The organism is Oceanicella sp. SM1341 (genome assembly GCF_003448965.1).
GTDB lineage: Bacteria > Pseudomonadota > Alphaproteobacteria > Rhodobacterales > Rhodobacteraceae > Paroceanicella.
In genome coordinates, this window is record NZ_QRGC01000011.1 from 48,661 (window position 1) to 61,995 (window position 13,335).

The 13,335-nt window shown below is 71.1% G+C and carries 11 protein-coding genes; 6 read left to right on the forward strand and 5 right to left on the reverse strand.

Annotated features, from left to right (window positions below; genetic code table 11):
- Window positions 1-19 precede the first annotated feature (19 nt).
- From D3P35_RS11965 to D3P35_RS11975, 3 genes are all read left to right on the forward strand, one after another.
- Entirely contained in the window at window positions 20-565 is a 546-nt protein-coding gene (locus D3P35_RS11965; protein ID WP_157982119.1) for a hypothetical protein, read from the forward strand.
- Between the two features lie 2 nt (window positions 566-567).
- A complete protein-coding gene (locus D3P35_RS11970) occupies window positions 568-2,469 on the forward strand; it encodes a methyl-accepting chemotaxis protein (protein ID WP_118134967.1) in 1,902 nt (633 codons plus the stop codon).
- A gap of 163 nt (window positions 2,470-2,632) precedes the next feature.
- Complete coding sequence (locus D3P35_RS11975; protein WP_157982120.1) at window positions 2,633-3,877, forward strand: MFS transporter; 1,245 nt, start codon at window positions 2,633-2,635, stop codon at window positions 3,875-3,877.
- Window positions 3,878-3,884: 7 nt separating this feature from the next.
- Here the strand turns inward: D3P35_RS11975 and D3P35_RS11980 are convergent, their stop codons facing one another.
- From D3P35_RS11980 to D3P35_RS12000, 5 genes are all read right to left on the reverse strand, one after another.
- On the reverse strand, window positions 3,885-4,814 hold the full coding sequence (locus tag D3P35_RS11980) for a pseudouridine-5'-phosphate glycosidase (protein ID WP_118134969.1): 930 nt from the start codon (window positions 4,812-4,814) through the stop codon (window positions 3,885-3,887).
- A 16-nt stretch (window positions 4,815-4,830) separates the two neighbouring features.
- The gene (locus D3P35_RS11985) at window positions 4,831-5,934 is read right to left on the reverse strand and encodes a carbohydrate kinase (protein ID WP_198670592.1); all 1,104 of its coding nucleotides are present in this window, start codon (window positions 5,932-5,934) and stop codon (window positions 4,831-4,833) included.
- Between the two features lie 63 nt (window positions 5,935-5,997).
- On the reverse strand, window positions 5,998-7,614 hold the full coding sequence (locus D3P35_RS11990; protein ID WP_118134970.1) for a bifunctional diguanylate cyclase/phosphodiesterase: 1,617 nt from the start codon (window positions 7,612-7,614) through the stop codon (window positions 5,998-6,000).
- Window positions 7,615-7,626: 12 nt separating this feature from the next.
- A complete protein-coding gene (locus D3P35_RS11995; RefSeq protein ID WP_118134971.1) occupies window positions 7,627-8,070 on the reverse strand; it encodes a PAS domain S-box protein in 444 nt (147 codons plus the stop codon).
- Window positions 8,071-8,320: 250 nt separating this feature from the next.
- The gene (locus tag D3P35_RS12000) at window positions 8,321-9,028 is read right to left on the reverse strand and encodes a hypothetical protein (RefSeq protein WP_118134972.1); all 708 of its coding nucleotides are present in this window, start codon (window positions 9,026-9,028) and stop codon (window positions 8,321-8,323) included.
- A 581-nt stretch (window positions 9,029-9,609) separates the two neighbouring features.
- Between D3P35_RS12000 and D3P35_RS12005 the strand changes: the two genes are divergently transcribed.
- From D3P35_RS12005 to D3P35_RS12015, 3 genes are all read left to right on the forward strand, one after another.
- Complete coding sequence (locus tag D3P35_RS12005; RefSeq protein WP_118134973.1) at window positions 9,610-10,926, forward strand: AAA family ATPase; 1,317 nt, start codon at window positions 9,610-9,612, stop codon at window positions 10,924-10,926.
- A complete protein-coding gene (locus D3P35_RS12010) occupies window positions 10,923-12,074 on the forward strand; it encodes a ParB/RepB/Spo0J family partition protein (RefSeq protein ID WP_118134974.1) in 1,152 nt (383 codons plus the stop codon). The genes D3P35_RS12005 and D3P35_RS12010 overlap by 4 nt, the downstream gene beginning before the upstream one ends.
- Window positions 12,075-12,233: 159 nt before the next feature.
- Window positions 12,234-13,316 (forward strand): helix-turn-helix domain-containing protein, encoded by a 1,083-nt coding sequence (locus D3P35_RS12015; protein ID WP_118134975.1) that lies wholly within the window; start codon window positions 12,234-12,236, stop codon window positions 13,314-13,316.
- Window positions 13,317-13,335: the final 19 nt, after the last annotated feature.

The following is a 13,335-nucleotide window of genomic DNA, read 5'->3' on the forward strand; positions in this document are numbered from 1 at the left end:
GGGGCCCGAGCAACCTCCCGTGTCCGAGGCACCGGACATCGGAAACCTGATGGAATCCGGGCTGTCGGACAGCCTGCAGCAGATCATCCGCGAAGAGATCGTGCTGCTCGCCATCTCCTCGCAGAACCGCCACTACGGCAATCTCAGCCAGGACGAGATCACCCGGCTTGACGAGCAATGGGCGCGCGAGCGCGATTCGAGCCTCAAGCCGCTCATCGCGATGACCCTCTCGAACCCGCTGTCGAGCTATCTCATCCGCCTCCAGGCCGGGTCGGAAGGCCTGTTCCGCAAGATCTGGGCCACCGACCAGAACGGCCTGAACGTGGGCCAGACCCTGCCCACCAACGATTTCTGGCAGGGCGACGAGGACGAGTTCCGCCTCGCCTTCGACAAGGGGCCCGGCGGCATGGCGGTCTTCGGGCCGAAGTGGAACGCCGAGTACCACTACTGGTACGTCACCGTCACGCTCACGGTCTCGGACGCGGACAGGAAAGCCATCGGTGCGGTCACCTTCGTCGTGAATCTCGATGAACTGGCCCGCCGGGCCGAGCTGGGGATCATCTGACCATGCTGAACAGTCTCACGATGAAGCAGAAGTCGCTGATGGCCTTCCTGGTCATCGGCATCGTCACGCTCTCTGCTGGCGGGATGAGCGTCTTCCAGGCTCTCGAGGTGCGCAAGAGCGTGCAGCTCAACCTCGACGCCCAGCGGGTGAACAACAGCACCCGGACGCTGAGCGAGAATGCCCAGGACCTGGCCTCGACACTGAAATCCTTCGTGCTGTCGGGCGACAGGAGCGACCTTGCGGAGTTCACCTCGGCGCGCGACAGCGTCGAGCGCGACTACAATGACTTCGTGACCGTGCTGGAGGACATAGACGCCGAGCGGCTGCGCCCGGCGCTGGACGAGATCGAGGAGAGTGTCCAGGTCTGGCTCACCAGCCACGCCGACATGATCCTGCGCCTCATGTCGGATCCCGGCACCGTCGACATGGCCCGCGCGGTGGAGGTCTCCGGCCAGGGCGATCGGCTCGCCGAGCAGATCAGGACGGGCACGGACGGGCTGCTCGCCACGGTGCAGGAGTTCGTTGCCGAACAGCGCGTGCACCAGAGCGCTGCGGTGGAATCGCTCATCATCGTCTCGATCGCGAGTGCCCTGGTCGTGGCCGCCATCGCCATCAGCTTCGGCATGGTGAACGCGCGGCTGCTCGGCCAGATGACCCGGCGCATGTCCTCGATGGCCGATGGCGACGTCGACATCGCCGAGGCCGAGCTGGCCCGGCGCGACGAGATCGGCGCCATGGCGCGCGCCGCCCAGGCCTTCCGGGAGAAGGCCCGCTCCGCCGAGGAGGCCGCCGAGGCGCAGCGCCAGGCCGAGGCCCGCAGCGAGGCCGAGCGCGAGGCGATCATGAACCGGCTCGACCGCAGCTTCGGCGACATCGTCTCCGCCGCGGTGGAGGGGGATTTCTCCCACCGGATCGAGGAGAATTTCGCCGACCCGGTGCTCGACAGGCTCGCCACCCGGATGAACGAGATGCTGCGCACCGTAGGAAGCGGCATCGGCGAGACGGCCGAGATGCTCCAGGCCCTCGCCGAGGCAGACCTCACCCGCCGGATGAAGGGCGACTACCGCGGCGCCTTCGCCGAACTGCGCGACAACGCCAACGAAACCGCGAACCGGCTGACCGAGCTGGTGACAGGCATCCTCGAGGCCTCCCGCGCAGCGAAATCGGCCAGCGAGCGCATCTCCTCGGCGATGACCCAGCTCTCCGACCGGACCGTCACCCAGGCCGCCTCGCTGGAGGAGACCGCGGCCACCACCGAGGAGCTGTCCTCCACCGTGCGCAGCAATGCCGAATCGCTCTCGGACGCCGAGGGGCTCGCCGTGGAGGTGACCCGCAAGTCCGAACAGGGCGGGCGTACGGTGAAGGCCGCCACGGATGCCGTGCACCAGATCCAGCAGAGCTCGGAAAAGATCAACGAGATCATCACGGTGATCGACTCGATCGCGTTCCAGACCAACCTGCTGGCGCTCAACGCCGCCGTCGAGGCTGCACGGGCTGGTGATGCCGGCCGCGGCTTCGCCGTGGTGGCCTCCGAGGTGCGCACGCTCGCGCAGCGCTCCTCCGAGGCGGCGCGGGAGATCAACACGCTGATCGCCGAGAGCACCGCGAAAGTGAACGAGGGCGTGCGCATGGTGGGTGAGACCAACTCCGCGCTCGACGAGATCACCCGCGCCATCAGCAGCCTCACCGAGACGGTGAAGGCAGTGAGCTTCGCGGGCAAGGAGCAGGCCTCCGGCATCGAGGAGATCAACCGCGCCGTGAGTCACATGGACCAGCTCACGCAGGAGAACTCGGCGATGTCCGAGCAATCCGCAACCGCCGCCGGCGGCCTGCTCGAGCAGATGCGCGAGCTCGAGACCCTGGTGTCGCGCTTCCGTCTCGAGGGCCTGCGCGCCGCGGCCTGATGCGGTCCGTGATCCGCCCCCCGGAAGCCGGCTTGCCGCCGCTTCCGGGGGCGCGGAGTCGCCACCGGGGCTTGACCCCGATGGTGGTTTCGGGCCAGCAGGAATGGCTGCCCTGCCCCGGGATACGCCCGGACAGCGAGGGCCGAGCTTCGGAGGCGGAGACTTGATACGCGCACTGACCCCGGTCATCCCCCTTCTTCTCGGCATCACGCTCCTGATGTTCGGCAGCAGTCTCCAGGGGCTCCTGCTGCCCCTGCGCGCCCAGATGGAGAATTTCGACCAGCCGGAAATCGGTCTGCTCGGATCGGCCTATTTCGTCGGCTTCACGCTCGGCTGCTTCCGCGGGCCCCGAATCGTGCAGAATGTCGGGCACATTCGCGCCTTCGCCGCTGTGGTCGCGATCGCCTCCTGCGTCATTCTGGCACACTCGCTCTTCGTGCTGCCATCGGTCTGGTGGGTGCTGCGCGGCGCCACGGGCTTCTGCTTCGCCATCCTGTTCATGATCATCGAGAGCTGGCTGAACGAGAAGTCGGACAACAGCACCCGCGGGGCCGTCTTCTCCACCTACGCGATGATCGTGAACGGCGTCGGCACGCTGGGCCAGCTTTCGGTCGCCACCGCCGACCCGGAGAGCTTCGAGATGTTCGCCTTCGGCTCCATCCTGATCTCGCTCGCCGCCGTGCCCGTCGCGCTGTCGCGGCGCGAGGCCCCCGCGCCGATCGCGGAGGTGCACATCCGGCCGCTGCGCATCTTCCGCTTCTCGCCGGTGGGTTTCGTCGGCTGCCTGGTCACCGGGCTGGCGAACGGCGCCTTCGGCGCGCTGCTCGCCGTCTATGCCCTGCGCATGGGGTTCGACACGCTCGACATCGCACTGCTCGCCGCGACCCCCGCGCTTGCCGCTGCCGTGGTGCAATGGCCGATGGGCTGGCTGTCGGACCGGATCGACCGGCGCATCGTCATCATCGGAGCTGCCGCGGCGGCCGGGCTGGCCGGGCTGTTCCTGAGCCTGCAGGACGGCGGCTCCCCCACCGCGGTCTTCGTCGGGGTCATCGCCTTCGGCTGCTTCAGCTTCCCGCTCTACGCGCTCGCGGTGGCGCATTCGAACGACTTCGCCGCCCCCGGCGAGATGGTGGAGACCGCGAGCGGGCTGCTGTTGATCTGGTCGCTCGGCGGCGTCGCGGGCCCGATCATCGCCTCCGTGGCCATGGCCCAGGCCGGCGCACCGGCGCTGTTCCTGTTCACCGCGCTCACCCATGTGGCGCTCGCCGGCTATGCCGGCTGGCGAATCACCCGCCGCGCCGCCCCCACCGCGGAGGAGCGCGGCAGCTTCAACGAGGCGGTCGTCGTGTCGCAGACCATCGGCCCGGTCGAGATGGTCGAGGACGGGCGCGACGCGGAGGAGGCCTGACCCGGCCTCAACCGGCGGACAGCGCCACCGCGATCCCGGCGGCGAGCCGGGCGTTGTTGCGCACGAGGCTGATGTTGGCGGCGAGGCTGCGGCCGCCGGACACCTCGTTGATCCGTGCCAGCAGGAACGGCGTCACCGCCTTGCCGACCACGCCGCGCGCCGCAGCCTCGCCGACCGCCCGGGCGATGATCGTGTCGATGTACTCGGGCTCGAGCGCGTCCTCGCGCGGCACCGGGTTCGCGATCAGCAGGCCGGTGCCCGAGCCCATCCGCCGGTGCAGCGCGATGGCTGCCGCGATCTCGCCCGGCGTGTCGAGGCGATGATCGGCCCGCGCCCCGCTCTCGCGGCAGAAGAAGGCGGGAAAGGCGTCGGTGCCGTAGGCGATCACCGGCACCCGCGCCGTCTCGAGATATTCCAGCGTCTTGGGGATATCGAGGATAGACTTCACCCCGGCACAGACCACGGCCACCGGCGTGGCGCCCAGCTCTCCGAGATCGGCGGAGATGTCGAAGCTTTCCTCCGCACCGCGGTGCACCCCGCCGATGCCGCCGGTGGCAAACACGCCGATGCCGGCCAGCGCCGCGATACGCATGGTCGCCGATACGGTGGTGCCGGCAGTGGCGCCGCCGACCATGAGTGCGGCGAGATCGCGCCCCGATGCCTTGGCCACCTGCCCGGCGCGGGCCAGCGCCTCCAGCTCGCCCGGCGCGAGGCCGGCCTTCAGCCGCCCCCCGATGAGCGCGATGGTGGCCGGCACCGCACCCGCGGCACGCACCACGTCCTCGACGGCGCGGGCAGTCTCGAGGTTTTCCGGCCAGGGCATGCCATGGGTGATGATGGTCGATTCGAGCGCCACCACGGCGCGCCCCTGCGCGAGCGCCGCGGCAACCTCCTCGCCGAGGTCGGGGGTGAGCAGGGTGGATGGTCGGGATGCCATGACGGGACCTCGCATGTCAGGAAGCGGCGGCAGGAAGGCGGTGGGACCGGGCGGCGAGCCAGGAGGCGGTGAGTTCGGGGATCACGCTGCCGTGGCTCTCGGTGGCGAGGGCGCCGAGCAGCGCCCCCACCCGCGCCGCCTCGGCAAGCGGCTCTCCGGCGAGCAGGCGGCAGAGCGTGCCGGCGATCATCGCGTCGCCCGCCCCGGTGATGTCGACGGGATGCGCCGGCACGGCGGCCAGCATGCGCGCGCCGCCGGCATCGGCGACGGCGAGGCCGCGCGGCCCGTCCGAGACGAGCGCGCCCGCCGCGCCGCGCGCCACGATGGCGCGCGCCGCCTCGCGCGGCGTGGCCGGGTCGGCGTCGAGCAGGGCGCGGGCTTCGTCGAAATTGAGCAGCATCAGGTCGACCCCCTCCAGCGAGGCGGGCAGGCGCGTGACCTTGTGGCTCGAGACCGCGTCGACCGCGAGGCGGAAGCGCGCGCCGCGGGCCCGGGCGATCAGCGCCTCCAGGGTCGCGGCCGGCAGGTTGCAGTCGCAGAACACCCGGTCGGCCCCGGCGAGATGGGGCCAGGCCCGGTCGAGCATGTCCGGCGTGAGACTGTCGAAGATCGCCATGTCGGCGATGCCGAGCACCAGGTCGCCCTTGCGGTCGAGGATGGCGGCATACTCGGCCGTCGCCCCCCCTGCCCCGCGCAGCACCTGGCTCACGTCGACGCCACGCGCCTGGAGATGGTCAAGGATCAGGCGGCCGCCCTCGTCCTCGCCCACGGCGGAGACGAAGGCGGTCTCCACCCCCAGTGCGGCGAGGGTCTCGGCCACGTTTCGCGCCACGCCGCCGAAGCTGCGATGGCCCTCCACCGGGTTCGAGGTGCCCCGCACCACCTCGCCCAGGGCGCGGTACTTGCGGTCGAGCACCGCGCCGCCGAGGCAGACCACGCGACGCGAGCCTGCAAGCACGTAGCCGCGGCCGAGGATATAGCCCTTGCGGGTGAGCGCCGCGACATGTGCGGCCACGGTGGAGCGGGCCAGGCCGAGCATGTCCGCCAGCTCCTGCTGGCCCGCGAACGGATTGCGGGCGATGCAGTCCAGCACCGCGGTTTCCTGGTGTCCGAGTTCCACGCCATGTCCTCCGCTGGCCGGGATGGCCGCGGCGGCCCTGATGCCAGACAAGTGTTGTACTGGTCAACAGATGTTATCGGGGGCGCCGGGCGTTCCGGGCAGCGCCGGCCGGCCGAGGAGATAGCCCTGCATCTCGTCGCAGCCTTCGGCGCGCACCACCGCGAGCTCGGCCTCGGTCTCGATCCCCTCCGCCAGCACGCTGAGCCCCAGGCTGTGGCCGAGGGCCACCATGGCGCGCAGCACGGCCCGGGCCGGCTCGCCGCCATCGACGCCGGCGATGAAGCTGCGGTCGATCTTCAGCTTGCCGAAGACGAAGGACCGCAGCGTGCCGAAGGAAGAGAAGCCCTTGCCGAAATCGTCCAGCACGAAGGTGACCCCCATGCGCGAGATCGCCTCCATCTGCGCGATGGCGGTGCGGCGCTCGGCGATGAGCGCGCTCTCGGTGATCTCGAGCTCCAGCCGCCCGGGGGCGAGGCCGGTCTCGCGCAGCACGCGGGCGACCACCGCCGGCAGGCCGCCGCTGTTGAACTGCAGGGGCGAGAGATTCACCGCCACGCGCAGGCCGTCGGCCCAGCCGGTCGCGGCACGGCAGGCGCGCTCCAGCACCAGGGTGCCGAGCCGGTCGATTTCGCCGGTCTGTTCGGCCAGCGGGATGAACTCGCCCGGCGAGATCGGGCCCAGCACCGGGTGGGTCCAGCGTGCCAGCGCCTCGAAGCCCACCGGCGCGCCGCTGCGCACGCAGGCCTGGAGCTGGTAGGCGATGTCGATGCCGCCCGCCCCGAGCGCGGTGCCCAGGTCGCGGCCGAGGGCGCGGCGCGCGCGTTCCGCCTCGTCCATCTGCGGATCGTACCGGCAGAGGACCGGCGAGCCGGGGTCCTTGGCCCGCCGCATCGCGAGCTCGGCGTTGTTGAAGAGCTGGTCCGGCGTCTCGCCGTGCTCGGGCGCGCAGGCCACCCCGATGCTCACCCTGGGGCGCAGCTCCATGTCGCCGATCGGCACCGGCCGCGCGAAGATCCCGCGCAGGCGCTCCAGCTCGGCCGCCAGCGCCTCCGGGTCGGAATGGCGGCAGGTTATGGCGAACTCGTCCGCCCCGATGCGCGACGCCACCCTGCCCTCCGGCCCGCTGGTGCCGAGGCGCCGGGCATAGGTGGCGAGCAGATGGTCGCCCGCACTGTGCCCGTGGAGATCGTTGATCTCGCGAAAACGGTCGATGTCGATGGCGATGACCGCGAGCCGCGCGCCGTCGCGCCGGGCGCGCTCCACCTCCTCGCGCAGATGGTCGGCATGTGCGGCGCGGTTGGGCAGGCCGGTGAGCACGTCGTGGCGCAGCACGTAGTCGACATGTTCCCTGATGCGGCGCTGCTCGGAGAGGTTCTCGTAGATCGAGATCCACGAGCAGTCGGGCAGCACGGTGCGGGCGAGGCGCAGGCCCTCGCCGATGCTGAGGGCCTGCTCCACCAGCCCGCCATGGGACCGTCCGTCCTCGACCAGGCCGCGGTGCCTCTCGTAGACCTGTTCCAGCCAGTCGGCGTCCTCGCGGCCGTTGACCTGCCGGCCGACCGAGGCCAGCAACTCGCGCACATGCATGCCCGGCCAGAGCGCCTCGGCGGGCAGCCGGAACAGCAGGCGGAAGGCGTCGTTGGCCAGGAGCAGCCGCTCCTGCGCATCGAACACCGTCACCGGCTGGCGGATCTAGGTGACGGCGAAGCCCAGCCGGCGGCCGAGGCCGGCGAGGGCCTCGCCCTCGGCTCCGCCCCGGCCGGCATCCCGCGCGATCTTGGAAAACCCCACCAGCGTGCCGTCGACCAGCACCGCCCCGAGCGAGGCGAGCACGCGGATGCGGCTGCCGTTCTTGTGCAGCCGCCAGCCCTCGACCGTGTAGCGCCCGTGGCGCCGTGCCGCCTGCAGCGCGCGCTCGGGCGCCCCGGCGGCGCGGTCCTCCTCGGTGAACAGGCAGGCATAGTGCCGGCCGAGCATCTCGTTGCGGTCGTATCCCTTGAGCTGCTCCGCGCCGGTGTTCCAGCGCAGGAAGCGTCCTTCCGCGTCGAGCATGGCGATGGAGTAGTCGTGGATCGAGTCGATCAGCAGCTGGTCGATCCGGTCGCCGGGGAGAGTGGTGCTGCGGGAAGGGGGCATCTTGGGGGGTCGGGCTCCGGAACGCTCGGATCACGCGCGGGGGGAGGGAAACTTGCGCCGCCGCGGTTGAAACACATCAATTGGTCAAATGGCTACAGGATCGGAATCATACGTCTGAAAGCGACCGGGGGAGGCATTTCGACCCGGCCGTGCCGGGCACCCGTTTCGGACGCCCGGCACAATTTTCGACAATAGATGCGCTGGCAGTGCAGTCAATCGCGCAATTCCGGCCCGGACATTTCCGGGCGCCTCATGCCCCCTGTTCCGGGGCGCTCACCCTGAGCCGGGTGATCCCGGGATCCAGCCTGCGCACCACGGCGAGGATCTGCGCGGAGAGCTGTGCCTCCACATAGCCGGCCACGAAACCGTTCGGCGCCTGCAGCATCAGCAGGTCGCCCGCCTGTCCCGCCCCGGTGAGGCGCCCGTACCAGGCGCGGCTGCGCGCGGGGTCGATCTCGGCCAGCCTGGCGCGCGCCTCCGCCCAGAGCCCCGGGGGCTCGGGCCGGAGCACCGCTGCACCGCGATCGGGAAAGGGCACCACTGTGGGCGCCTCTTCGGCCATGGTCTCCGGCGCGCCGGTGAGCCGCTCGACGAGGTCCGGGCCCACCGCTTCCCAGGCCGGCCGGGTTGCGGCGAGGATGGCCTCGATTCCGAGACCATAGACCGTCACCCTCCCCCGCACCGCCGGCAGGTGCACCACGATCCAGCCCATGGCGCGCAGCTTCGCCATCTCGCGCTTCACCGTGCGCTCGTCGACATGCCAGAGCCGGGCGATGTCGGCCCGGCCGATGCTGAGCCGGTCCGTCGCCCAGTTGTAGCGCGCGGTCACGAGAGCGATGAGCCTCAGGGCAAGGCGCTGCTGCGAAGACGGGCCCGAGAGCGCATGGCTGGAGAGCGCGCTCAGCAGGTCGTACTTCCGGGACGCGGCACCGCGTCCGACTGCGCGTCCGGCAATCATGCGCGGCGCTCCCCGGGTGGTCCCGGTCCTGCCTCCGGGATATGCTGCTCGGTGCCCTGGCTCAGGGCTGTTTATCGGTCCGTCGGCTGGTGCAGGCAACGCTTTTCTCCGGACGCTGTCAATTTACGTCCGGTTGCCCCGGTGCTGTCAAGCCCCGGCCCGGCACCGCCAGCCTTCCAGCCTGATCTGATAAGAAAAAAACGGTGAATATGGTTATGGGGGACATGCCATGTGACCCCCATATGGGCCATCATGTCCCCCTAACTCTGGTGGCGCCGCAGTTTCCGTCCCCCATATCCGAGCGCGTCGGGGCGCGGGTTCCGCCGGATGGCGCCGAATCGGCCGGGCGTGAACTCTCCGGTGCAACAGCCTGCCCGCGCTGGGTTTTGGCGGGCCGCGGCTGGCGGTATCCGGATGTTATTCGGTTTTGCAATCCGGCGCAAATCAACGTAGTTTCGGGAACGGCAGGAATTTGCGTCCCGCAAGGTGCGCGAAACAACGAGACCGACAGGCAAGAGCATCACAGAGCACCGGAGGCGCATCTTCCCCGCGGGGAAGGTTCCCCCGGGGAAGGAGAGCGGATGTACACCCATGAAGACCTGGCCGCGCTGCAGGCGCAATCGCTGCGGATGCAGACCTGGATCCGCAAGCAGACCTTCTCGCCGGAGATGGAGAAGACGCTGCGGCGCTTCTCCTCCTGGGAGGTGGCGGAGCTGATCCTGAAGGTGAACCAGTCCACCTTCCGCGGCCGGCTGGCGGCCGACCCCTCGCTGCCCGACGGCGAGGTGGAGGAGGAGGGCCGGCAGCGCTGGTATTCCCTCGACGAGATCAACGAGCTGCGCCGCCGCATGAAGGTGAACCGCCGCTCGCTGCTGCCCTACCGCCCGGCCGGCAAGCGCGCCATCCGCGCCGCCATCGCCAACTTCAAGGGCGGGGCCGGCAAGTCGACCGTGGCGCTGCACTTCGCCCATGCCGCAGCACTCGACGGCTACCGCGTGCTGCTGATCGACTTCGACCCCCAGGCCACCCTCTCCCACGCCATGGGCATGACCGACGTCGACGAGGACCACACCGTCTGGGGCATCATGGCCCGCGACCTGGTGCGCGAGACCGACCGGATGAACGCGGCCTCGGTGGGGGCCGAGAGCGGCACCGCCCTGCCCCGCCGCCAGCTTCCCGCCTCGATCCGCGACCTCGGCCTCTCGGGCCTGCGGGCGACCGATTTCATCAAGCCCACTTCCTGGCCCACGATCGACATCATCCCGTCCTGCGCCAACGCGGCCTTCGTGGAGTTCGCCTCCGCGCAGTACCGGCACCTGAACCCGGACTGGTCGTTCTTCGCCTGCGTGGCGCGCTACCTCGAGGGCATCCCGGACGATGCCTACGACCTCATCCTGTTCGACTGCCCGCCGGCCATCGGCTACCAGTCGATGAACGCGGTCTTCGCGGCCGACATGCTCTACATCCCCTCCGGCCCCGGCTACTGGGAATACGATTCCACCACCAGTTTCATCGGCCAGCTCGCCGAGGCGCTGGAGGACCTCGCCGCCGGGTTCGAGACCTTCCCCGCGGGGAAGGTGGCGCTGCCCAAGGCCTTTCTCGAGCTGCGCTTCCTGCTCACCCGCTACGAGCCCGGCAACGAGCTGCACCGGGCGATGCGCGACGCCTTCCGCAAGGTGTTCGGCGCGCATGTCACCGAGCACCCGATCGAGCTCACCCGGGCGGTGGAGCAGTCCGGCCGCTTCCTGTGCTCGGTCTACGAGATCGACTACCGGGACATGACCCGCGAGACATGGCGGCGCGCCCGCGCCACCTTCGACCAGGCCTATGACGAGTTTCGCGCCTCCTTCTGCTCGGCCTGGGACAAGGTCGATGCCGGCCGGGAGGACGCGGCATGAGCCGGAAGCGCAGGGTATTCCACATCGACCTTCCCGACGAGCCGGAGGAGACCTTCCCCGCGGGGAAGGTCGAGCCCGAGGCTCCGCCGCCGCCCGCGCCGGAGCCCGAGCCCGAACCGGAAGCGCCCGCCGCCCCGCGCCGCGGCCCGATGGCAAGTGCGGTGCGCGAGACCGCCGAGGCCCTCGCCGAGCGCCGCGGCCAGGAAGCGAAGATCCGCGCCGAAAACGATGCGCTCGCCGCCGAGCACGTGCGGCTCAAGCGCGCCGGGCTGATCACCGATCTCGTGCCGCTGGAGGCGATCCGCGTCTCCAAGTTGATGCGTGACCGCCGCGCCGGTGCGGACCCGGAACTGGAGGAGCTAAAGGAGAGCATCCGCGCCGTCGGCCTGTCGAACCCGATCCGGGTGGAGCAGGGCGAGGACGGCAGCTTCGAGCTCATCCAGGGCTTCCGCCGCCTCTCCGCCTACAAGGCGCTGCTGGAGGAGACCGGCGACGCGGCCTGGGCGCGCATCCCCGCCGGCTTCGTGCCGCGCGGTGAGGACCTGCCGGCGCTCTACCGCCGGATGGTCGACGAGAACATGGTGCGCAAGGACATCTCCTTCGCCGAGATGGCCGAGCTCGCCCGCGTCTATGCCGCCGACCCGCGCAACGGGGTGGAGGATGTCGACGCCGCGGTGCCGGTGCTGTTCCGCTCCGCCTCCTACCAGAAGCGCAGCTACATCCGCGCCTTCGCCCAGCTGCTCGACCTGCTGGGCGACGCGCTGCACCACCCGGAGGCGATCCCGCGCAGCCTCGGCCTCGCGCTGCGCAAGCGGATCGAGGAGGTGGAGGGCGTGGTCGGCGCCCTGCGGCGTGAGCTCGGCCGGCTCGGAGACTGCACGGCGGAGGAGGAGCTCGCCGTGCTGCGCCGCTACGCCGCCGGCGGTGCCGAGCCGCAGGAGAGCTTCCCCGCGGGGAAGGTGGCCAAGGGCGGCGCCGTGCCGCGCCCGGCGCGCACCACCTTCCGGCTGGAGCTGCCCGAGGGCGAGGCGCGCTGCACCGCCTCGCGCGGGCGGCTGGAGCTGCGGCTCGACCGCGATTTCTCCGAGGTCGAGCGCCGGCGGCTGGAGGCTGCCGTCGCCGCCTTCTTCCGCACGCTCGACGCCTGAGTGTGCGCGCATCTTCCCCGCGGGGAAGGTGCGCCCGCGGGCGATTTCGCGCTGGCGGGGCAGGGCGTTTTGGCATAGAGATCGGGAAGCCCTTGAGTGCCGCGCAAAATGCCCTCATAATGCGCGTTATAATCCTGCCGATTCTGGGACACCGCCGCTATGCCCAAGCCCGAAGATCCGTTCCGCTCCCCCTATGATACCGAGCCGGAGGAGCAGGACCTGTGGTTTCTCCCCGCCACGGAGGAGGAAGAGGGCGGGCCGCGGCCGCGCGGGGCCGCCGCGCTGCCGTGGGAGACGGCGGACCGCCGGCCGCTGCTCGACCCCGAGGACTGGCTGAAGGCGGAGCGCGCGCAGGGCAGGGCGCTCACCGCCGCCGCCGTTGCCTTCGCCCGGCTCGACGAGCGGCTGCGCGCCGGGCCCGAGGGGCTGGTGCGCCGGCTCGCGCTCATGGATGTCTCCGACCTGCTCTGGTCCGAGGGCGTGCGCATCGCGCCCGAGCGGCTGGCGCTCTACGTGAACCTGCGCGCCGGCGCCCCGGCGGAGGGCGACCGGGAGCTCGCCCTCGCCGGCTGGGCGTTCCGCCGGCTGCTCGGCGGGCCGGGGCCGCTGGAGGGGCTGCACGATTTCCTCGGCCGCAGGCCCGCCCCGGCCGACGGGCTGCTCGATTTCAGCCAGCGCCCGGTGGGCCCTGCCTTCGACGGGCTGGCGGAGGACTGGCGCGCGGTGCTGGAGCGCGGCGAGGCGCTGCACCCGATCAGCCGCGCCGGCTGCGCCTTCGCCGCCTGGCGCAGCTTCGGGCTGTCCGGCGCGGGCGCGGTGCTGGAGCCCGCGGTGGTGGCGGCGCGGCTCGGCGGCGGCGAGGGCCGGGCCCTCACCTTCCTGCCGCTCGCCATCGGTGAGCGCAACGCGCTGCGTGCCGGCGGCGGCAGCCCGGAGGAGCGGCTCGCCGGCTGGTATCGCGGCATCGAGACCGCCTGCCTGCGCGGCTACATGGAGCTCGACCGGCTCACCGAGTGGCAGCGCCGCGCCTCCGAAACCCTCTCCGACCTCTCCGGCCGCACGCCGCCGGCGCTGGTGGCGGCCCTGCTCGCCGCCCCGGTGCTTTCGGCCGAGATGGCGGCGGCCACGGTGGGGGTGTCCTTCTCCGCCGCGGCGCGCAACCTCGCGCTCTTCGAGGAGCGCGGGCTGGTGCGCGAGGTGACCGGGCAGGAGCGCTTCCGCTTCTGGACCGTGCGGGCCTGAGGCGGCCGCGCCTGCGCGG

Coding starts and splice junctions, on each gene's coding strand:
- D3P35_RS12000 (WP_118134972.1), bottom strand. CDS start 9,028: ATGATTGCCGGACGCGCAGTCGGACGCGGTGCCGCGTCCCGGAAGTAC.
- D3P35_RS11980 (WP_118134969.1), bottom strand. CDS start 4,814: ATGGCATCCCGACCATCCACCCTGCTCACCCCCGACCTCGGCGAGGAG.
- D3P35_RS12010 (WP_118134974.1), top strand. CDS start 10,923: ATGAGCCGGAAGCGCAGGGTATTCCACATCGACCTTCCCGACGAGCCG.
- D3P35_RS11995 (WP_118134971.1), bottom strand. CDS start 8,070: ATGCCCCCTTCCCGCAGCACCACTCTCCCCGGCGACCGGATCGACCAG.
- D3P35_RS11970 (WP_118134967.1), top strand. CDS start 568: ATGCTGAACAGTCTCACGATGAAGCAGAAGTCGCTGATGGCCTTCCTG.
- D3P35_RS12015 (WP_118134975.1), top strand. CDS start 12,234: ATGCCCAAGCCCGAAGATCCGTTCCGCTCCCCCTATGATACCGAGCCG.
- D3P35_RS12005 (WP_118134973.1), top strand. CDS start 9,610: ATGTACACCCATGAAGACCTGGCCGCGCTGCAGGCGCAATCGCTGCGG.